The following is a 21,218-nucleotide window of genomic DNA, read 5'->3' as shown; positions in this document are numbered from 1 at the left end:
ATTACTTTTTCTTTTTCAAATAAACCAAGATCACACGATTAACGAGATACCAAAAGCACCCAATGCCAATCGCCGCTTTTGTCAGTGCCATTTGAACTGTGCCAGTTGCGGGCTGCTGCCAATACAAATATAAAAATCCACCTAAGAATAAAATCAACGCCAAAAAAGAATGGTTAATAAACATTTGTTGTTTCTGAATCCGTTTAGTTGATGCTATTCGAGCCAACTGTTCTTCAGTTACATCACCTAATTGTGTTTGACAATGAGAGCAAACCATACTTTTACTCGAAATTGATTTATTACAACTAGGACATTGCACAATTGCCATAAATAACTACTCCTAATGCTACAAAAAAATGGCGCCCCTAAGGCGCCATTTTACTTGTTTTCTTAATGAATGTCTTTGTTCAATTACATTCATTCACCATGAGTTTATTTTTCTTGCGGATTTTCTTTTTTGAACTTAGTCCAATAGTCGTCAATTGACTCTTTCATCTCTTTGCGGAGTAAGAAAATACCAAACAAGTTAGGTAAGGTCATAACCACAATGGCAACTGCCGCTAACTTCCAAACAAGTGTCGTATCTGCAAATGATGCCCAGAAAAAGCCTGCGACGTAAAAGACCCGATATGGCATAACTGATTTACTACCGAGTAAGTAAATCATCGCTCGGTCACCGTAATAAGACCAAGCTATTGCGGTTGAAAATGCAAACAATAATAGGCCAATAGATACGATGTACTTACCATTTTCACCAAAAAAACCTCGCGTAAATGCTTTTGTTGTAAGCTCCGCAGAATGCACTAATGATTTACCCATGATACTGATACTATTGTCAACTGGTACACCATTTTCTACTTTCACCACACCGGTATAAACGTGACGCGGTGTAATACCAAAACGAATATCTTCGCCAATAGAGCGAGAATGGATAATCGTAAAGTCATTATTAACTGCGCGACCTTGAACAACGTTAATGCCGCCATTATACAACTCGACGCCATGCCCAGTGTGGCCATTTAAATATTTATACAACGCGTCTCGTTGTGCAGGCTCATTTTCATCAAACTTACCTTGTACAATGGTCATTGATGAACGTTCAAAGTGCGTATCAAATTTTTCTGTCCATACGCCAGACGATAAAATAACTAATCCTGTCAAAGTACAGATCACGATGGTATCAATAAATGGCTCTAGTATAGATACCATGCCTTCCGATACCGGTTCGTCGCCTTTTGCCGATGCATGAGCGATTGGCGCTGAACCTTGCCCCGCTTCATTAGAAAATAACCCGCGGTTAACACCTCGGTTAAATGCATAAGCAAATGAAGCACCTAAGAAACCGCCTGCCGCAGCTGAGCCTGAAAAAGCATCAACAAATACAGATGCGAATGACGGACCAATATTTTCGATGTTATATAAAATCACACCTAAAGCACCAATAATATAAACAGCAGCCATCAGTGGTACTACGCGTGATGTGATTGCCGCAATACGTTTAATGCCACCAAGAATAACTAAAGCTAACAATACAGACAGAACACCACCAGTATGCCAAGGTTCAAAACCAAACGTCGCTTCCATACCCTGAGCAATATTATTAATTTGCGGTAAACTACCTGTACCAAATGAGCTAATAACAGTGGCGATAGCAAACAATACCGCCAACCATTTCATATTCAAACGACGGTCCATGTAGTACATTGGGCCACCAGCCATCGTACCATCATCCGTCTTCACTCGGTATTTATGAGATAAGGTCACTTCCACAAATTTTGTTGTCATACCAAAAAAAGCGGTCATCCACATCCAAAACAATGCTGCAGGCCCACCGATTGAAATCGCAAGTGCCACCCCACCAATGTTACCCGTACCAACAGTACCAGAAAGGGCCGTTGCTAACGCTTGAAAATGCGTGGTATCTCCTTCTTGGTCTTTTTTATCGAACTTACCTGTAACGACCTTGCAGGCGTGTTTAAAGTAACGTATTTGGGGAAATTTCAGGTAAATGGTAAAAAATAAACCAACACCTAGTAAAACGTATGGGAACCAGAAAGCTCCTCCTAATAAACCATCTAGATTATCTAGCAGTTGTCCAAATGCATCCACGACTCATCCTCATTGTTGTTATACATAAAAGGCAATTCATTGCTGAATTGCCTTTTGAAATTTTATTATTATCTTAATTTATCAACTACATTCACAATAGCTGCTAACGTATCTTGGCCAAATTGATAAGACCTTCTATCTGACCATCCATAATATGGGTCAGGTAAGTCGGCATTGTCTTTAAATGGCATTTCAATGGTATATGCCAAGGCTTTAAATGCTTCACCAACAGCACATGAAGCAACGGTCAAGTTAGCCTCACCCGGTGCATCTTTGTCATACCCAAACTCATCTTGAAACTCCGGAGTAATTGCCAATAATGCTGATTTAAATGACTCTTCTAAGTCTTTTAAACGTGCATCATAACTTGGAATACCTTCTCCGCCAGCCACAAAGTTATATGGCAAAGCTTCATCGCCATGAATATCAAGATACAAATCTAGCCCTGACTCATGCATTTTATTCAACACATGAAATACTTCAGGTGATTTATCTAACGATGGAGTGGCCCATTCACGATTCAAATTCACGCCTTTCGCATTGGTACGTAAGTGGCCGCGAACACTGCCATCAGGGTTCATATTTGGTACAATATAAAACACAGCTTTAGATAATAGAGCAGCTGCATGCGGATCTTCATCATCTAGTAATTTATGTAGTAGACCTTCGACAAACCATTCAGCCATGGTCTCACCAGGGTGTTGACGTGCAGTGATCCAAATCACTTTCTTATCGTCGTTCGGCTCTCCCACTTTTAGCAAGCTAATATCTCGCCCATCAAGTGTTTCGCCTAGCGTCTCAATTTCACAAATATCGTGGCTTTGTGCCCAATAAACTAAATCTAAATGGCGCTCATAACTATAAGGTGCAAAATACGCAAAGAACGTATGTGAAAACTCAGGTTCAAAATCGATAATTAATGAACCATTTTCATAGGTACTTGGCACACGAAACCAAGTTTGACGGTCATAGGATGCAACCGCTTGGTAACCTTCCCATCCTTCAGGATAAGCAGATTTTTCTAAGCCATTAATATGTAGTTTATGAGATAAAAATGGTGTGCTTTCTAAACGAAAATGAAACCATTGGAAAAAATCAGACTCATGGTCCTTATTAATTTCAAGCTGAATATCTAGCGGATCTTGTTGTGAGATCACCTTGATATTACCACTGTCAAAGTTACTAGTGATGTTCATTCTTTACCCTAAATTGAGTCTTTTTTGCAATATGTAAGATCTAAACGTCGTGTTTAACCTTACTTTGATAAATACACATCTAAAATGTTAGTTTTGTGTAACACACAACAGCAAGGGTATCATACCCATACACGTTCAAAAACTAAAAAAGCCAGCAAATGCTGGCTTTTTCGAACAAACTACAAATTAACGCGGTAAGCTTGGAAATGCAACTTCAGCCATGTCACGCATTACACGTACAACCTGACAGCTATAACCAAATTCATTGTCATACCACACATAAAGTACAGCACGATCACCATCAACAATTGTCGCTTGTGAATCAACCACACCTGCATAGCGGCTACCAACTAAGTCGGTAGATACAATTTCAGTAGACGAAGTGTAATCTATTTGATCACGTAGGTCTGAATACAATGACGTATCACGTAGGTAACCATTTAACTCATCACGATCTGTTTCTGAATTTAGATTCAAATTAATGATTGCCATCGATACATTTGGAGTAGGAACTCGGATTGCATTACCCGTTAGTTTACCTGCAAGTTCAGGTAACGCTTTAGCAACGGCTTTAGCAGCACCTGTTTCAGTAATAACCATGTTTAATGCAGCACTGCGACCACGGCGCTCTGCCTTGTGGTAATTATCAATCAAGTTTTGGTCATTTGTGTAAGAATGCACAGTTTCAACGTGACCATTTTTAATACCAAACTTATCATTGATAGCTTTTAGCACCGGTGTAATTGCATTGGTTGTACAGCTTGCTGCTGAAACAATTTTATCTTCACTTGCAATATCTTGGTTGTTTACGCCATATACTACGTTTTTAATTTCACCTTTGGCAGGTGCAGTTAACAACACTTTTGCTGCGCCTGTCGATTTAAGGTGTAACCCTAAACCATCTTCATCTTTCCAAATACCGGTATTATCTACAATTAGAGCATTTTCAATACCATATTTAGTGTAATCCACCTCATCTGGTGAATTTGCATAGATGATTTGAATGTAATTACCATTTGCTTTAATGGCTTTCTTTTCATGATCGACTGTAATAGATCCGTTGAACGGACCGTGGATTGAATCACGGCGTAATAAACTTGCACGTTTTTCCAAGTCACCGTCTCGGCCACCACGAACAACAATTGCACGAAGGCGTAAATCAGCGTGAGAGCCGCCACGTTCAATCAATAAGCGCGCCAATAAACGACCAATGCGACCAAAACCATATAAAACCACATCTCTTGGTTTCTGGCCATCGCCTTTATTTAATAATTCAGACAGTTCAGCATTAAGATATTCTTCGATTGAACGGCCTTCGCCTGCATTCTTGTAAATATATGCATAAGCTAATTTACCAAGATCAATGCGAGCTGGTGCGAGGTCCATTTTGCTAATCGCTTCTAAGAACGGGAAGCTTTCACGTAAACGCAATTTACTTTCTTCAAAGCGTGCCACTGTTTTATGTGCTTTAATTACATCAATAACACTGGTATTTACAAGAGGACGACCATAGATGGCGATTTCAATACCTGAATTACGGTATAAACGGCCAATAATTGGCTGCATGTTTTCTGCGTAATCTTGGCGTTCTTGCCAACTATTTTGATATTCTTGCTCGTGAGATAAGGTCATTTTTTTCTGCCTAATAAACAATTTTTTGAACGGATAGCCCTTCTGGGCAACGGTATTCTAATTTAAACTGCTATGATTCTCCACTGTTACCGATTAAATCATTGCGTTAAAATGGTAAATATAAGAAGAAAGAGAGAAACGAAAATGGTATTAAGACAATCCCTTGTCTTATCAACACTGCTACTTGTGGCTTGTGATCAGCCACTTACATTGAGTCGTGTTTGTAAAGAAACACCTGGCTTTTGTACCGATTTAAATAAAGATAGCCATTGTAAAGATCAGCGTGCTGAAGTAACAATTGCCCGATATATAGAATACAAAGACCCTACAGATGATAACGCGTATCAATTATTAAAGTTATTTGAAAAGTATGATGAGTGTGTTTCTTTGGCTGCTAAGATTGAACATATTAAATTAAAAGAAAAGACAACGTCACGTGTTGAAGGACACCTTACGAGCCTAAAAGAAATGAATCGAATTTACCAAGATTCTCTTGATACGACACACCCTGGATTACTTTACTACCACTGGTCTCGCAACAATAATCAAACAGCGATGAATAAACTACTCAAAATGGAAGACTCACCAAAAGTCACCTCAGATCCAGAAATTCAATTATTCTTAGCCTCGTATTATGCAAAGTTTGATGACGAAAAAACCATTAACTTGCTTTATAGAGTACTTGAGCTCAATAAAGAAGGTGAAAAGCCGAATATTGAAGTGTATACCTCCCTTACTAGCCTATTCTTCAAACAAAGAAAGTTTAAGCATGCGTATATATTTTCTAAAGTTGCTTTGATGTCAGGGTTTGAAGACATCGATATATTACCGGTTACACATCAAATCACCAGTAGAGGTCAGTCTCTTGCGCCACTTGATGACTTAGCAGCTGAAACATTTAATAATATCCAAGATGGTACATTTGTTTCACCAAGGGAGTTTTAATCACTCACAGCTTAAATACAAAAAAAGAGCGCTCCCAAACGGGCCGCTCTTTAGCTTTAACTTTAAGTCGGAAAGTTAAATTTTTACACTTTGCTTTTTAACTCATTGGTCACTGTCGCTAACCCAACTTGCGATATTCTTCCTGTGATTTCTTTTTGTTTTGCACTCAATAAAGAAATACCTTCTGCAACCATGTCATACACTTTCCAAGAGCCATCTTTACTTTGCCTAAACTTGAAATGCATATCAATATCTGGACCAGCTTGTTCTTTAATCAATACTTTCACAGTTGCAAAGTCACTCTCTTTACTCAGTGGCAACTCTTCAAATATGACTTCTTGCCCTTTGTATTGCAACAAAGCCGATGCATAAGTGCTAACCAAATAATTATCAACGGCAGAAATAAATTCAACCGCCTCTGCGCGCTTAAGCCCTTTAATATGTTTACCTAGTAGTTTGAACGAAACAAATTTAACATCAATGTGAGGCATCAACCGACTACGAACAATGTTTTTCATGGTGCTGCTGTCTGCATTTCCATCCGCATTCACATGCTTTATATCTGCAAACATTTTGTCGCCAACTTGATTTATCAACTGAAATGGCGATTCAGCGGCAAAGCTAAATGTAGAAAAAAGAAATAAAGTGGCAACTAGTAATTTGTTCATAAGTAACATCCTCAATGTTCAATAGTGCTATGTTACGTAAAAACATCATGCTATAGAAGATACAATAAAGCACATATTTGATGCCCTTGTGGCACCAATTAAATTTAAAGGTCGTAACATATTCCGATAACACGTATTTTATCTAATTATTGACAAAATAAATGTGAGAATTTGTAAGGAATATTGAAGAAATGTGTCAAGAATAAAAATAAAAAATTAGATTAAATTCAGTTAGATACTGTATATTGCATCCATCAAAATAACAGAAGACGTAATTGCACGCTTTAGACCCGCAGGTGTAAGCACACAACAGTACTTTATGTGCTTACATTTCAAGATGATACTACCTATGCGACTTTAACAACTTGATAAAAGTGGCTAGTACCTGTCATACGTGCAGACAACGCAGAATGAATATTCTCAGCATCAAATGCAATAATTTCTTTTTCAGATAAACACAGTTGCTCTTGCTGTAAATAATCAGTCAAAACATTACCCAAAAATGACATCCGTTGCTGAGCACAAATACTTTTTGCCAACCACGCACCAGGCAGAGAAACTATGCCAATATTTGGGGCTTTCATAAAGAGCAATGACTCATCAAGCTTAGCCAGCCCTGACACACAACTTATGCGGCCACAAAATTGCAACAGTTCAAGCAATTTATTGGTATTTTGACCAGATAAGTCAATGATCCCTTGAACATTATCAACACCAAAGTACTGCTGGATCTTCTCTGCAATATCATTTTCTTTATCATCAATGACCAGTTCTGCTCCGAGTTTTTTCAAGGCCGTTTTACACTGTTTAGGCGACGTTGTGACAACTGTTAACCCTTGCTGTTTGGCCATTTGTATCGCCAACTGTCCAACACATGTATTTCCAGCTTCAATAAACACCGTATCGCCCTCATTTAGTTGCAGCTTGTAGAGGGCAATAAGCGCGGTCATACCCGGCGTTGGTAAACTAGCTGCAACTGCTGGGTTAATGTCCGGTGGTAATACAGTCAATGCAAAATTAGGCACTTTTACATATTCACTTAGTACCCCTTCACTGGCTATATCGTTATGCCACATGACCCTAGTGCCAACTTCTGGATGCACACCTTTGGGCCCAGCAACAACAGTACCGACCGCATCTAACCCAAACACTCGAGGGTACTGCCAACAAGGTGTGCCTTGTTGAGCAAACTTGGCATCCAAACCATTTAAACCGACATACTCGATTTTCACCAGTACTTCTTGGTCGCAACACACAGGCATAGGTATCTGTGCGTTCTCCAATTTAAAGTCCGGACCAACCTCGGTCAATAAAATTGCTTTCATTTTGTTTGGAAAATCAACCATAACTCTCTCAGCTTTAATACATTACGTAATGACTTATGGCGTCCGTGCCGACTCACTATCATGAGCCAATATTGTGTCAATTATTAGAACATTCTATTAAGGTTGTCTCAACCTAAACTTTACAAGAGGCTGCCGCTTGCTGCTCTTGCTCGACCGCTTTGGGGCTTCTACGATTTACAAGCATATAGAATACGGGCGTGAATAATAGTCCAAATACCGTCACACCTATCATACCAAAGAATACCGCAATCCCCATTGCATGGCGCATTTCAGCACCGGCGCCGGATGCCATCACTAATGGGATAACCCCAGCGGTAAACGAAATCGAAGTCATCAAAATTGGCCTTAATCGTAAACGGCATGCTTCGATAATGGCCTCAAAATAACTCTGTCCTGCATCATTCTGCTCTTTTGCAAACTCCACCATAAGAATGGCATTTTTACACGCTAACGCGACCAGTACGATTAATGCAATTTGAGTGAAAATATTATTGTCTCCACCAATCCACCACACTCCAAGCAATGCAGAGAAAATAGTCATAGGGACAATTAATATAATTGCCAACGGTAAGCGTAAACTTTCATATTGTGCCGCAAGAACCATAAACACTAACAGTACAACCAGTGGAAATATGTACATCATAGTATTACCCGCTAATATTTGCTGATAAGTCACGTCTGTCCACTCAAAAGCCATACCTGTTGGTAAATGTTTTGCAAGTATTGCTTCCATTGCTTGCTGTGCTTGATCTGAACTAAAACCGGGTGCGGGGCTACCATTTAACTCAGCACTTGGATAGCCATTATAATGCATCACTCGATCCGGTCCTGTCGTCGGCGTCACCGTTAGCACAGACCCCAATGGCACCATATCGCCTCTGGCATTTCGTACTTTTAAGTCCAATATTTGTTTCGGGTCTAAACGATGTTCCGCTTGTGCTTGTGCCGTTACCTGATATGTCCTGCCAAACAAATTAAAGTCATTAACATATAGCGAGCCCATATAAACTTGCAAGGCTTGAAACACTTCCGATAAAGGGATCCCTTGAATTAAGGCCTGTTCGCGGTCTATGTCAATATCCATTTGTGGCACTTGTATTCTAAAACTTGAAAATAAGCCCGTTAACGCAGGGTCTTTTCGTGCTTCATTGGTCACGGTATTCAATGCCGCGAATAATGCCTCAAAACCTTTGTTGTCACGATCTTCTATTTGTAGCTTAAATCCACCCGTAGTACCTAGCCCTTGAATGGGTGGCGGCGGGAATACAGCCACGAACGCCGCATCAATTGCCGTAAAGCGTTTATTTAGTTCCATGGCAATTGCCATCGCCGACTGGCTTGGATCTGTTCGATCCTCAAATGGTTCCAATGGTGTAAATACAATGCCTGCATTAGGGCTATTCGTAAAACCATTCACAGATAGGCCAGGGAAAGAAACGGTATTTGCAACACCTGGCACTTGCAGTGCGATTTGTTCCATTTGCTTCACAACGTCTTCGGTACGATCTAAGCTCGCCGCATCCGGTAATTGTGCAATGGCCACCAAATACTGTTTGTCTTGTGCCGGAATAAAACCGCCAGGCACCATATCAAAGAGCTTTACCGTTGAACCCAGTAGTGCAATATAAACCACTGCAATAACAGCCGACATCCTAATCAACTTTTTGACAAGTTTTTCATACCCTGCACTACTTTTATCAAAAAACCGGTTAAATGGATTAAATAGCCACTTAGCGAACAATGTGTTCAATACTCTGGTCAAAAAGTCTGGTTTACTGCCATGAGGCTTTAATAACATCGCAGACAAAGCGGGTGATAATGTCAAAGAGTTAATTGCAGAAATAATCGTCGAAATAGTAATGGTTAGTGCAAATTGCTTATAAAATTGCCCCGACAAACCGGTAATAAACGCAGTAGGAATAAACACAGCACATAAGACGAGCGCAATCGCAATAATAGGGCCTGTTACTTCATTCATAGCGACTTTTGTAGCTTCAACCGGGCTCAGTCCTTTCGCAATATTACGTTCAACATTTTCCACAACCACTATCGCATCATCCACCACAATACCAATTGCGAGTACGAGTCCAAACAGTGATAAGGTGTTTATAGACACTCCCAGCCATTGCATAACCGCAAATGTGCCAACCAAAGATACGGGTACTGCTATAAGCGGAATAATAGATGCACGCCATGTTTGCAAAAATAAAATCACAACTAAAACAACCAATACAATCGCTTCCAGCAATGTCGCAATTACCGCATCAATTGAGCCTCTTACAAATACAGTTGGATCATAGACAATGTCATATTCAACACCCTCAGGAAAAGAGTGACTCAGCCTTTTCATTGTCTCTCGAACCTGATCTGATAACTCGATTGCATTCGAACCCGGTCTTTGAAATATAGGCATTGCTAATGCTGGCTGTCCGTTCAACATTGCCCGAAGTGCATATGAATTCTGACCTAGTTCAATTCGTGCCACATCGCCTAGACGTGTCAATGCGCCATTACTACCAACTTTGATAACAACTTTATTAAATTCTTCAATACTACTTAAGCGACCTTTGACATTAAGCAGTACCTGAAATTGGGCTTCATTCGCTGTAGGCTGAGCACCTAAACTACCCGCAGCAACCTGTTGGTTTTGCGCTCGAAGCGCACTTACGACATCCATCGCAGTAAGTTGGTTCGCGGCCAGTGCATCTGGGTCCAACCAAACACGCATCGCGTACTTACCACCACCAAATAATTGTACATCCCCCACACCTGGAAGACGGGCGATTTGGTCTTTTACGTATAAGTCGGCATAGTTTGATAAATAAGCAGTATCATGGGTCTTTTCTGGTGAAAACAAATGGACCACCATAGTAAGATCTGGTGATGCCTTTTCAGCAACGACACCTAAGCGTTGAACTTCCTGAGGCAAACGTGGCAATGCGCTATTTACTCTGTTCTGAACTTGTACTTGCGCTCTATCCAGATCAGTACCTAATGCAAACGTCACGGTCAATGTCATACGTCCATCACTGGTCGCCTGTGAAAACATATACAGCATATTTTCAGTACCATTGATCTCTTGCTCTAAAGGTGTGGCGACGGTTTCAGCAATGACTTTAGGGTTCGCACCAGGGTAATTCGCAGTTACTACAACCGTCGGTGGCACCACCTCTGGGTACTCACTCACCGGCAATTGAAACAAGCTAATTGCACCCGCTATGAGGATCACCAGTGACAGCATGGCTGCAAAAATAGGTCGCTTTATAAAAAAGTGAGAAAACGACATACTACTCTCCTCGCTGCATTGTTAACGCTGGCAACACGCGCTGGGTATTACCTAATACGAGTAATTGATCTTTTGTGCTAATTTCTACTATCTTTGGAGAGATTGGCATGCCCGGCCCAACTCGCGCAGGCCCATTGACTGCAATTTTATCACCCACTTGTAAGCCCGAAATAATGGCACGCAATGTTCCGTATCTTTCACCTAGCGTCACTAAGCGATATTGCAAAACATCGTTTTCATCGGTTACCAGTACAAATCGGTTTTTCAGATCAGTACCAATTGACTTTTCGGGCACCAATACTTGTTCTTTAATATCACTTGTTGCGAGACGAATACGTGCAAATGCTCCCGGTTTTAAATGTGACTCAGCATCAAAAATGGCGCGTACTCTTAATGTACCTGTTTGCTCGTTGATCCGATTATCAACAAAATCAATCACACCTTGGTGAGCAAAACTTTGCTGGGCCGTTAGCTGCATTAATACGGGCGTTTGTTTATCACCTTTTAAGGTTGCGAAAGCATTTTGCCAAGTCCGCTCATTGATATCAAAATACGCATATAAGTGAGAATCAGATACAATGTGAGTCAATTCACTTTGCCCCGCCTGAACTGTATTTCCTGTTGTGATCTCTGCGCGAGAAACCACCCCATCTATCGGCGCTATAACCTGTGTAAATGTTAAGTCTAGCTGTGCAGCATCTAACTTTGCTTGTGTCGCAAACACATCCGCTTGACGTTGCGCTAAAACAGAACGACGACTTTCAAGTTCTTCTTGTGCGATTGAGTTGCTCTTAGACAGCCGCTCCGCACGTTTAGACTCATTTTTTGCCTGTTGTAATACCGCATTTGCACTGGCTAACTGCGCAGTCAGTTCTGCAACTTTTGTTTTGAAAGGTCTTTGGTCTAAAGTGAATAGCGTGTCTCCCGCGCTGACCTTCTGCCCTTCTCGAAAATTAACCGAGTCAACAACCCCAGAAACCCGAGGTCGCAAGCTTACCGATTCAACCGCCTCTAGTCGGCTGGTATACGTAAACCAAGATTGCACGGGGTAACTTTGTACTTGTGCAATATCAATCGGCTGCTTAAACATTTGTGTTGCAGGTGCTTTAGTTTCTGCATGCGTTTCCGTACAACCTGATAGATATGCCAAACCGGCAAGAATTGATAGTACAAGTAGTGGTTTTTTCATCTTTAGACCTCCAAATCATAATACGGCACAGTGTAACGGTCATATAAAAGACAAAAAAGCATCGATTTTTAAACTCTTTAGTGCCAAAATAACACCAATAGTCATTACAAAGAGAAGATAATGGATATCGGCACACGATTACTCATGTTTTTAGACGTCGTAGAACGAGGTTCATTTGCCAAGGCGGCGCAGATACGAAATATAGATCGCTCCGTGATATCAAAACAAATTGGTCGATTAGAAGATGAGCTGAGCGTCCGCTTGCTCAATAGAACCACGCGTTCTTTTTCGTTAACCGCAGCCGGCGCTGAAATGGTAAAAAAAGCACAAGAATTAAGAAAGCTTCTGAGTGAAACCCAATTACTTGCCGAAAATTATCATACAGAGCCTAAAGGTTTACTGCGCATAACCAGCTCAACTATCGTTGGTCGACGGTATGTGCAGCCCGTGATCAATGAATTTCAAAAACGCTTCCCACAAGTTGAAGTTGAGTTGCGCTTAGAAGACCGACTCGTTGATATTGTTGGGGAAGGTTTTGACCTTGCATTTCGAGTCGGTGAGCCCAAAGATTCTTCGCTCATCGCCAGAAAAATAGCGCGAAACCGACTCGTCATGCTCGCAACCCCCCAATTTCTCGCAACATATGGTACTCCTAAGCACATCGATGAACTTACCGAGTTACCTGCGGCAACATATGCAAGTGAAGGCCTACGCTTTACTGGTGTTAGTTACTTTGACGTAGATGACAATGCGAAGGAAATGCCAATTAAGAGCGTGTTTCGTTCAAATGATGGAGATCTCATTCTGTTAAAAGTGCTTTCTGACACCGCATTTTGCGTGGTTCCTGCATTTTTAGTTGATCAAGAAGTTAAACGCGGTGAGCTCGTGCCCTTTTTAACCGATGTTAAACTCATGGATTACAGTGCGATGTACGCGGTCTATCCACATCGGGATCTGCCTGTTAGGACTCGGCTTTTTTTCGATGCTATCAGAGAATATATTGGTAAAGATACGCCAATTTGGGAAAACAATATACCGAATTACTCTGCAATGTATGGTTTTGAATCACCAAAGGCAAGGCCACTATTTTGATAAAAGTGACAACAACCAATGCCACCAAGAGAGATTGTTTGGCTGTTTCTTAGTTGGATGGTATTTATGCAACTTAGCTCGACGCTCTGTCGCAATGTTTGCCACTGTGGTAAAGCGTGCTCGCTGCGATGTATTCATCTCAGTAATATCGGTATTGCTCTTTGACTGTGTTCGACGACTTGGTTTTACACAACTACACATTGTACTAAACCCAGATTTAATAACGCTTACTCAATAGACCGAGCCACATCATAAAACTGTTCATTTTAGGGGCTGTTGATCTTTCAGATTCATTTTTGCAGCAGTTTGATTGGATTTTATACAAGGCGGAGGCTGCATAGCATGGTTCTTCCATGTGAGTCAGCCGATAACATAGTAGAAAAGCCAATCAAGCGCTGCCTACCGGTTCTTTTGAGCAGCCCTTTCTCTTTGTTGCTTAATATTCGCTTAGATTACTAGGCCACATATTAAGCGCCGTGATAAAAGCATGCGCAAAGAGAACAGCAAAGATCAACAGCCCCTAATACTTACGTAGCGCAGATTTCACCATACCTGATGACTCAATCCATTTGATACACGCAGCTAAGGGCAACGCTTCGCTAATTTTAAACCCCTGAAAGTAATCACACTCTAACGTAATTAAATAATCAATCACGCTATCACTATCGACCCCTTCAGCCACCACACTGCAGCCCAAACGCTTCGCTAAGAATACTGCCGTTTCCACAATCACTTTGTCTTTTTCATTGTTAATGCAATCATCAATAAATGCACGGTCAATTTTTATTTGCGCGATTGACAACTCTTTCAACAGCGAGAAGGAGGAAAACCCAGTACCAAAATCATCAATACTCACTGAAAAACCCATTTCAATCAGAATTTCGACTAGCTCATTAGCCTGATCCAAATCAGTCATCATCATGCTTTCAGTTAGCTCAAACATAATATGCTGTGCACTTTTTTGAGAATGATTAACCTGAGCTGCGAGTAAATTCACCAGATCTTTGCCTATGAAATCTTGACTCGATAAGTTGACATGTACAATTAGATTAGGTTCCGCTTGCAGCAATTGTGGTAAATCTTGAAAAACATGGCTGATCACAAATAAACTGACTTGTCGGATCATGTTATTATTTTCAGCAATAGCAATAAAACTTTCTGGCATTATCACAGAGCCATCTTGTTGCGGCCACCTTAGTAACGCTTCTACTCCATGAATTTCACCTGATTTTGCGGAAACAATTGGCTGATAGTAAACCGTCAACTCCCCCCCATTTAACGCTGTTTTTAAACGGCTAATTAAATGAAACTCATCATCAGAGTCTTTGTGAAAGTGCGCATCAAAAATGACTAAACTTTGTTTTGTGCGTTTTGCGCTATACATGGCGATATCAGCTTGCTTAAGTAAGGTAACAGCATCTTTGGGCTGCTGCCTGTCATAGGCACTTGTGCCTGCACTATAGTGAATATCCACACTGAGCTCGTCTACAATTAATGGTGCATGCAGTTCGCTCAATAAGGCGTTATTTTGCGCATAAATATCTGTTTCTTGACGTCCTTGAATCACAATTACAAACTCATCTCCCCCCATTCTATAAATAGAATTATGTGGCAATAGTGCACGCGTGAAACGTTCAGCCAACCCTATCAGGACTTTATCACCAAACACGTGGCCAATTGCATCATTCATTTGTTTGAAGTTATTTAAATCTATGAGCATTAATGCAAAGTCCATATCTGCACTTTGCAGATCGGCTATTTTTGCCATGCACCTTTGTCGATTCTCTAGACGCGTTAAATAGTCATGATGGGCGTTAAAACGTTCTTTTTCTATAATGCTAGCCAGCTCTTGTAAACTCTCTTGCGACATACCATTAATAATAATGACAAAGACAGCCCCGAAGAACAAAATAAATGAAATACCAACATCAAGCATATTCGCGTGGCTTTGCTGCAACAAATAAGCAGAAAAAGTGATATAACCAAGAATAAAAAATAAGATCAGACCTAATAATACTCGCCATCCTATCCGAGATGAGATCTGACAAATTTTTACTGCTGACTTTAATGAAAAACACAGGCCTAACGCACCAAATAATACTAGAAATAATGCAAGTAAATTCACCTAAGCATACCTATGCAACAAATATGCTTTGAGTATAGTTTATTATTCCTAACCTGCTGGAGCACAGGTTATCGAGGCTTCAATGTAAGACGCCCCGACTCAGTTCTGTGCAGCCCTGCTAGCTATTTCGCAAAATATGATATAGCTGATCTTTAAGTTGCAAGCGCTGTTTTTTTAACGATTCGAGATAGGCATCTGAGGTATTTTCAACCCCATCTTCAATGCGAATGACCGCATGGTCAATTTCATGATAATCATCAAATAAACGTGAAAAGTGACGATCATTCATTTTCAAATGGTGAATTTTATCTTTGAACTCTGGCAACTCTTTAGCCAGACTATGACGCTCTATATTCATATTGATTTCCTATTCTTACGTTGAGTTCATACCAGTTATTATCCACTGGCTACTGAATTAATATTACGTAAAGGGCAGGATCAGTCTTTGATCTAAGACATAAGAAAGGCCCGAAATTACCTTCGAGCCGATAAGAAAGCAATTTTGAAAAAGCGTTACGGCTTTGCCGTTGATTCTCTCGTGATCAGCTTTGCTTCAAGTGTTGTTTGCAATACGCCAACGTCTGCGCCACCTATTTGGTTGATTAAGAGCTCAACCGCCTGACGCGTCATTTCTTCCACGGGTTGAGCAATGGTTGTTAAACCCGGCCAAATATGGCGTGCAATAGGGGCATTATCAAAACCTGCGATAGAAATATCCTCTGGCACTTTAAGATGGCGCTGTGTAGCCAACTTAAGTACCGCAGCCGCCATATAATCGTTGGAGGCAAACACCGCACTCGGGCGAGGTGTTATATCTAATATGGCCTTTGCACTGTCAGCACCCGAGTGGTAACTAAAATTACCTTCTGCCACCAATGCATTATTGAATGCAATGTTATGGGTTGAAAGCGCGCGTTGATAACCTGAAAAACGCTGTTCGGTCGCGCTATGATCTGGGTGTCCTTTTATAAAGGCAATATTAGCATGACCTAATTCTATTAAGTGTTCTGTAATTTCAAACGCACCTTGTTCATCATTACTGCGTACCGATATTGACTCATCGTCTTCAATTGCAGACGCGACACGTGCATAATTCACATTCTTACGTTTTAGAAATTCAATCAATTCAATTGAGTCTGAAAAAGGCGGGGTTAATACTAAACCATCAAGTCGTGATGTAGTCAGTAGATTTTCAATATTTGCGATGAGCGCATCCCCGCGTAGCTCACAAGGGTGTATCAACAAATTATAATTATGTTTGTGGCACGCTTCCAATGCACCACTTTGCACCCGGGTAATATAACTCTTACTCGGGTTATCGTATAAGCAACCAATAATAAAGCTACGATTACGGGCCAGTCCCCTTGCGATAGGGTTTGGTGTATAATCCAGCTCCTTAAATACCTTAAGGACTTTTTCTCGCGTTGCAGGGCTTACATTTGGTTCATTATTTAGCACACGAGAAACCGTTTTCTTTGATACTCCTGCGTACGTAGCAACACTATTAATGGTAACTTTTTTCATTCAGTCCAAACCCTAACCTTGGCTACGCTCATGAATGCATGCTGCTGCACCTATGAGTGGTATATTGTCTTGTACAACCAATGTCACCGGTATTTGCCCGGCATACTGCGACATTAACCCTTTTTCAGTAAATCGTTCTACAAACCGACTTGATAATAAGCGATCTGACATTCTAGGTAAAATCCCTCCCCCTATGAACACGCCCCCCAATGCACCAAACGTCAAAGCTAAGTCCCCTGCCACACTGCCTATCCAATCACAAAAGTGATTCAAGGTTGCATCGCACACTTCGCACTCTGACGCTTTGTCACTGACTTGCGCTGCGGTTAAGTTTAAAGGTGTTATGCCTTTAACCTTTGCCATTGTTCGATATAGACGCGCTAAGCCGCGGCCAGAAAAGACATCCTCAATGGAGATATGCTGCAACTCTGAGCGCATTTCATTGACCAATGCTCTATCTAAATCCGTCACCGGTGCCAGCGAAATATGCCCAGCTTCACAGCTCATAACAGCACACCCATTAATATCTCTCACCAAACAGGCAGCACCAAAGCCGGTCCCCGGACCCATAACGGCTATATTCGCAGTTTGTTCAGCTTGGCCCGACTTTATGGTGATATTTTTATTTGGATCTAAATAGGGGGCTGCATAAGCAAATGCCGCAAAATCATTAATAACAGACAGTTCGTCAAAACGCATGGTATCTTTGAGATCTTGGCTATTAAAATGCCAACCTAAATTGGTCAAATAGACTTGATTTGCTTTGATAGGGCCTGCAACAGCTAAACATGCTCGTTTGGGGGTTTCAATGCTTAATTGCGCTAAATAGCAATCTAACGCAGCCTCAAACGATTGAAACTGTGCACTTGGAAAAGTGGCCTGATGAGAAATCGTAAATTGGTAAGTATCGCAGTTGTACTGTGTGATAACGGCAAAACGCGCGTTTGTTCCCCCAATATCAGCAACGATGATAGGGTCAAACTTATTCACCTGAATGTGTGTTGTCTGGCTCATGCTGTTTTCTCTTTTGTCATTGCGCTTATCACGCTTTGTTATTATGCATAGAGCTATCACTCCCCTGCACTTTATTCCATTCGTCAATCAGTTAATTTTGCACGTTAACTGACGTAAAAAAATGCTGCCCACATAAAATGGACAGCGAATACGTTTTGACAACAAAATGATAAAACGCCCTCATTATGACACCGGTGTCACATTTCATCAATAAAAATTTAGTAGAATAACGAAATTGGTTGAAATATTTATGTAAACCCTGACAATGTTCAGGTTACATTGATTTGAGAGCCATATGAAAAATAAAGGTAAAGCCACATCATTCGATATTGCCCATTATGCAGGGGTATCACAATCAACGGTTTCGCGCGCTCTCAGAAATAGTCCGTTAGTGAATGAAGAAACCCGGCAACGAGTGCACGACATTGCCAATCAACTCAATTATAAAGTAGATAAGAATGCCAGTAACTTACGGACACAACAAAGTAGTACATTGGCGCTGCTACTCTTTGAAGACCCGACGACTGATGAATCTCAAATTAATCCTTTTTTTCTTAGTATGCTGGGCAGTATCACCCGAGCATGTGCCAAAGAGGGCTATGACCTCCTCGTCTCTTTTCAATCAAATAGCTCTGACTGGCGCGCCGACTATGAAGATAGCCATCGCGCTGATGGGATCATTCTACTGGGATACGGTGATTATTTAGATTATCAATCTAGACTACAGCAACTTCTTGATCAAGATACTAAATTCGTCTGTTGGGGTGCAACCGTTGATAATCACCCAGACCTTACCGTCAGCTGTGACAACTATGGTGGCGGGCAACTTGCCGCGCAACATCTCTATGCGTTAAATCGGACCGATTGTGCGTTTATTGGTGATGCGTCCAATCACAGCCCTGAATTTTGCTCTCGTTACAAAGGATTTAAAGATCAATTTGATACGTATGGGGTCACCCTGAACGACCGAAAAATCGCTAACGCCATTTCTACTGAAGAGTCTGGGTATCATGCAACCAATTCTTTGATTGCCAATAATATTTCCTTCGACTCATTATTCGCAGCCAGTGATTTGATTGCTATCGGGGCAATACGCGCACTACTAGAAGCCGGTATTAATGTGCCCGAAGATGTGCATGTTGTCGGCTTTGATGATATTCCTGCTGCCAGTTATGTCTCGCCTTCACTTACCACTGTACAACAAAACACCACACTCGCTGGTCAGATGCTAGTCTGTAATTTACTCTCGTTGATAAAAGGTGAAGCGGTCGAATCAACATTACTACCACCATCACTGGTAGTTAGAGCATCGTCTCACACAAAGCGCTAACATTTGACCATTAGCGCTTTGAATCTGCTTTGAAATTGAATTTATTTTGTTTAAAAACGAGTAGGTTAATCTTCGCTCGCATAAAAGCTGCTGGCTTTATTGGTATTCCCTTTCCCATCATATTTTACGGACAGTGGATAAGGAAAAACAGGCCGAGTACGGACAACCTTACCACTTTTATCTTCCTTTTTTGTGAGTAAACTGTCAGGCGCTACTCCCCCAACAACCCAGTTTTCTAATGCCGTTAACGCATCATAAGTACTGGGGCCCGGCCCTTCAATTCCGCAATGTACAACCCCTGGTAATAAGAATAACCGCGCAAAATCTCTGACGTTCAGTTGATTCTGTGACATAAACTCATCGACTGTTTCGTACCAATCAATGGTCGCGTAAGCAGGCACTGCGGCATCAGACCAACCATGTAAGATCAGCATTTTCCCGCCGGTTTGTTTAAACGCTCGCAAATCGGGGTCATCCGCGTTCATAAATTGACTCACCTCAGCTAAGTTTTGCCGTTCATCTTCATACGAGAAATCTCGCCAGTCATAGTCAATATCAAGCGCTTTCGGGTAAGCGATGTATTTTAAATATTCAGTCGCAGCGTAGTAGTAAAATGGTTTCAATTGCGGTATTTGAGGCGCAGCCCACCCTAACCACTCAGGCTCAGAACCATAAGGTAGCCCTCCAAAAACTTCTTCACCCTGACTATTTAAAGAAGGTGCATATAAGGCATTAACGGCTGCGACTTTATCTTCCAATAAACAGTTCTTTACCTTACCAGCCTCACACTGCAATGTAGCGGGTTTAAACGAGCAAATACGCGGATCACCAATAACACCATCTATAATGCCATCATCACCATCACATTCACTCATCACCGCCTTTGAGATCATCGCCACATCATCAAGGTTTAAAATGGGTTGGTCATTGTGATCTAAAATGGCTTTGGCGTTATCCATACAATTCACTAAGTTTACGTCGGTATAGTTAATTGTTGGCCCTCGGGCAATCACACCATCAAAGTCGTTTGGATAACGTTTAGCCGCCATCACCCCCGCATGGCCACCTTTTGAGCACCCTGTAATAAACGAATATTGCGGCTTGCTATGGTAATACTTTTCCATAATCTCTTTAGCAACCACGGCCACAACATGATTGGCGCGATACGCAAAGTCAATTTTTAACTGTTCATTGTTCCTTGCCCATTTGCCATCAAACCCATAAGCAGTATGACCACCATCATGACTCATCGTCGCATACTTTCTGATGATACCAGCCATACTCGGATAAGGGCTTACCTCGCCACAAAACCCCATACATGCGTTGAGCAAATATTTTTGGTTCCACAGCGCCCTTGCAGGAAGTCTCAACTGAAAACGAATTGTGGGCGTTACATAGCCCTCAACTAAACAATGGTTGGGTAGGTCTTTTGCAGCTCTGTCGACTGGCGCACCCATTAAGCGGCTATATTTATACGCCCAATTCGCGGCTTCATCACTCATCGTATAGCTTTGTACAAACCGCGACTTAATCACATTTGCCGCCGCTTCACCGCCTTCTAATTTGGAAAAATCAGCAAATTGTAAAGCAGCACATGCGCGCACTTCCACTTGGCTAACTTCAGCTGTAGCCTGTGAAATTTGGGAGTAACTTAGTGCAGCTAAAACAGCCAAAGACATAAAGCTTTGCGCACCTTTATGTAACGTATTCATCATATCCCTTTATCTCCTTTAAATATGGGAAAAGTCATAACTGATAAGTC

Annotated in this window: 17 protein-coding genes; 3 read left to right on the top strand and 14 right to left on the bottom strand. The window is 41.3% G+C overall.

What is annotated here, in order from left to right; translation table 11 throughout:
• Position 1: 1 nt before the first annotated feature.
• From J8M01_RS10440 to J8M01_RS10425, 4 genes are all read right to left on the bottom strand, one after another.
• Positions 2–328 carry a hypothetical protein gene (locus tag J8M01_RS10440; RefSeq protein WP_192506979.1) on the bottom strand — a complete coding sequence of 109 codons (327 nt, stop codon included), beginning with the start codon at positions 326–328 and terminating at the stop codon, positions 2–4.
• Between the two features lie 104 nt (positions 329–432).
• Positions 433–2,109, bottom strand: coding sequence for an AGCS family amino acid carrier protein (locus J8M01_RS10435; protein ID WP_210997062.1), 1,677 nt, complete (start codon positions 2,107–2,109; stop codon positions 433–435).
• A gap of 68 nt (positions 2,110–2,177) precedes the next feature.
• Positions 2,178–3,305 (bottom strand): M14-type cytosolic carboxypeptidase, encoded by a 1,128-nt coding sequence (locus J8M01_RS10430; RefSeq protein WP_211057921.1) that lies wholly within the window; start codon positions 3,303–3,305, stop codon positions 2,178–2,180.
• 186 nt (positions 3,306–3,491) lie between these two features.
• Positions 3,492–4,937: a glyceraldehyde-3-phosphate dehydrogenase gene (locus J8M01_RS10425; RefSeq protein ID WP_192506976.1), complete on the bottom strand. Its 1,446-nt coding sequence runs from the start codon at positions 4,935–4,937 to the stop codon at positions 3,492–3,494.
• 144 nt (positions 4,938–5,081) lie between these two features.
• Between J8M01_RS10425 and J8M01_RS10420 the strand changes: the two genes are divergently transcribed.
• The gene (locus J8M01_RS10420) at positions 5,082–5,882 is read left to right on the top strand and encodes a DUF2989 domain-containing protein (RefSeq protein ID WP_192506975.1); all 801 of its coding nucleotides are present in this window, start codon (positions 5,082–5,084) and stop codon (positions 5,880–5,882) included.
• An 83-nt stretch (positions 5,883–5,965) separates the two neighbouring features.
• On the opposite strand, the gene J8M01_RS10415 is transcribed toward J8M01_RS10420, so the two are convergent.
• The 4 genes from J8M01_RS10415 to J8M01_RS10400 form a co-directional block, all read right to left on the bottom strand.
• Entirely contained in the window at positions 5,966–6,550 is a 585-nt protein-coding gene (locus J8M01_RS10415) for an ABC transporter substrate-binding protein (RefSeq protein WP_192506974.1), read from the bottom strand.
• Between the two features lie 347 nt (positions 6,551–6,897).
• On the bottom strand, positions 6,898–7,896 hold the full coding sequence (locus tag J8M01_RS10410; protein ID WP_192506973.1) for a zinc-binding dehydrogenase: 999 nt from the start codon (positions 7,894–7,896) through the stop codon (positions 6,898–6,900).
• A 112-nt stretch (positions 7,897–8,008) separates the two neighbouring features.
• Positions 8,009–11,182, bottom strand: a complete 3,174-nt coding sequence (locus tag J8M01_RS10405; RefSeq protein WP_192506972.1) for a multidrug efflux RND transporter permease subunit — start codon at positions 11,180–11,182, stop codon at positions 8,009–8,011.
• A 1-nt stretch (position 11,183) separates the two neighbouring features.
• Positions 11,184–12,371 (bottom strand): efflux RND transporter periplasmic adaptor subunit, encoded by a 1,188-nt coding sequence (locus J8M01_RS10400; RefSeq protein WP_192506971.1) that lies wholly within the window; start codon positions 12,369–12,371, stop codon positions 11,184–11,186.
• 120 nt (positions 12,372–12,491) lie between these two features.
• Between J8M01_RS10400 and J8M01_RS10395 the strand changes: the two genes are divergently transcribed.
• Complete coding sequence (locus J8M01_RS10395; RefSeq protein WP_192506970.1) at positions 12,492–13,463, top strand: LysR family transcriptional regulator; 972 nt, start codon at positions 12,492–12,494, stop codon at positions 13,461–13,463.
• On the opposite strand, the gene J8M01_RS10390 is transcribed toward J8M01_RS10395, so the two are convergent.
• From J8M01_RS10390 to glk, 5 genes are all read right to left on the bottom strand, one after another.
• Positions 13,455–13,664, bottom strand: coding sequence for a hypothetical protein (locus J8M01_RS10390; protein WP_211057920.1), 210 nt, complete (start codon positions 13,662–13,664; stop codon positions 13,455–13,457). The two genes, J8M01_RS10395 and J8M01_RS10390, sit on opposite strands and share 9 nt — an antisense overlap.
• A gap of 319 nt (positions 13,665–13,983) precedes the next feature.
• On the bottom strand, positions 13,984–15,588 hold the full coding sequence (locus J8M01_RS10385) for a bifunctional diguanylate cyclase/phosphodiesterase (protein WP_211057919.1): 1,605 nt from the start codon (positions 15,586–15,588) through the stop codon (positions 13,984–13,986).
• A gap of 118 nt (positions 15,589–15,706) precedes the next feature.
• Entirely contained in the window at positions 15,707–15,946 is a 240-nt protein-coding gene (locus J8M01_RS10380; RefSeq protein ID WP_192506967.1) for a YdcH family protein, read from the bottom strand.
• A 155-nt stretch (positions 15,947–16,101) separates the two neighbouring features.
• The gene (locus J8M01_RS10375; protein ID WP_211057918.1) at positions 16,102–17,112 is read right to left on the bottom strand and encodes a LacI family DNA-binding transcriptional regulator; all 1,011 of its coding nucleotides are present in this window, start codon (positions 17,110–17,112) and stop codon (positions 16,102–16,104) included.
• Positions 17,113–17,124: 12 nt separating this feature from the next.
• On the bottom strand, positions 17,125–18,126 hold the full coding sequence (gene glk, locus J8M01_RS10370) for a glucokinase (protein ID WP_210997050.1): 1,002 nt from the start codon (positions 18,124–18,126) through the stop codon (positions 17,125–17,127).
• Between the two features lie 295 nt (positions 18,127–18,421).
• Between glk and J8M01_RS10365 the strand changes: the two genes are divergently transcribed.
• A complete protein-coding gene (locus J8M01_RS10365) occupies positions 18,422–19,456 on the top strand; it encodes a LacI family DNA-binding transcriptional regulator (protein ID WP_211057917.1) in 1,035 nt (344 codons plus the stop codon).
• Between the two features lie 65 nt (positions 19,457–19,521).
• Here J8M01_RS10365 and J8M01_RS10360 read toward each other — a convergent pair whose 3' ends face one another.
• Positions 19,522–21,171, bottom strand: a complete 1,650-nt coding sequence (locus J8M01_RS10360; protein WP_247671088.1) for a tannase/feruloyl esterase family alpha/beta hydrolase — start codon at positions 21,169–21,171, stop codon at positions 19,522–19,524.
• Positions 21,172–21,218: the final 47 nt, after the last annotated feature.

It is taken from the genome of Pseudoalteromonas sp. MMG005 (assembly GCF_018101015.1).
In the GTDB taxonomy this organism is placed as follows: Bacteria; Pseudomonadota; Gammaproteobacteria; order Enterobacterales; family Alteromonadaceae; genus Pseudoalteromonas; species Pseudoalteromonas aurantia.
The sequence above is the reverse complement of the archived record's forward strand: the minus strand, read 5'-3'. Positions and strand labels throughout refer to the sequence as shown.

What these genes read in the sequence shown, in the direction of transcription:
- J8M01_RS10420 (WP_192506975.1), top strand. Translation starts at nt 5,082, where the DNA reads ATGGTATTAAGACAATCCCTTGTCTTATCAACACTGCTACTTGTGGCT.
- J8M01_RS10365 (WP_211057917.1), top strand. Translation starts at nt 18,422, where the DNA reads ATGAAAAATAAAGGTAAAGCCACATCATTCGATATTGCCCATTATGCA.
- J8M01_RS10410 (WP_192506973.1), bottom strand. Translation starts at nt 7,896, where the DNA reads ATGGTTGATTTTCCAAACAAAATGAAAGCAATTTTATTGACCGAGGTT.
- J8M01_RS10405 (WP_192506972.1), bottom strand. Translation starts at nt 11,182, where the DNA reads ATGTCGTTTTCTCACTTTTTTATAAAGCGACCTATTTTTGCAGCCATG.
- J8M01_RS10395 (WP_192506970.1), top strand. Translation starts at nt 12,492, where the DNA reads ATGGATATCGGCACACGATTACTCATGTTTTTAGACGTCGTAGAACGA.
- J8M01_RS10380 (WP_192506967.1), bottom strand. Translation starts at nt 15,946, where the DNA reads ATGAATATAGAGCGTCATAGTCTGGCTAAAGAGTTGCCAGAGTTCAAA.
- glk (WP_210997050.1), bottom strand. Translation starts at nt 18,126, where the DNA reads ATGAGCCAGACAACACACATTCAGGTGAATAAGTTTGACCCTATCATC.
- J8M01_RS10430 (WP_211057921.1), bottom strand. Translation starts at nt 3,305, where the DNA reads ATGAACATCACTAGTAACTTTGACAGTGGTAATATCAAGGTGATCTCA.
- J8M01_RS10415 (WP_192506974.1), bottom strand. Translation starts at nt 6,550, where the DNA reads ATGAACAAATTACTAGTTGCCACTTTATTTCTTTTTTCTACATTTAGC.
- J8M01_RS10360 (WP_247671088.1), bottom strand. Translation starts at nt 21,171, where the DNA reads ATGATGAATACGTTACATAAAGGTGCGCAAAGCTTTATGTCTTTGGCT.
- J8M01_RS10425 (WP_192506976.1), bottom strand. Translation starts at nt 4,937, where the DNA reads ATGACCTTATCTCACGAGCAAGAATATCAAAATAGTTGGCAAGAACGC.
- J8M01_RS10375 (WP_211057918.1), bottom strand. Translation starts at nt 17,112, where the DNA reads ATGAAAAAAGTTACCATTAATAGTGTTGCTACGTACGCAGGAGTATCA.
- J8M01_RS10400 (WP_192506971.1), bottom strand. Translation starts at nt 12,371, where the DNA reads ATGAAAAAACCACTACTTGTACTATCAATTCTTGCCGGTTTGGCATAT.
- J8M01_RS10390 (WP_211057920.1), bottom strand. Translation starts at nt 13,664, where the DNA reads ATGTGTAGTTGTGTAAAACCAAGTCGTCGAACACAGTCAAAGAGCAAT.
- J8M01_RS10440 (WP_192506979.1), bottom strand. Translation starts at nt 328, where the DNA reads ATGGCAATTGTGCAATGTCCTAGTTGTAATAAATCAATTTCGAGTAAA.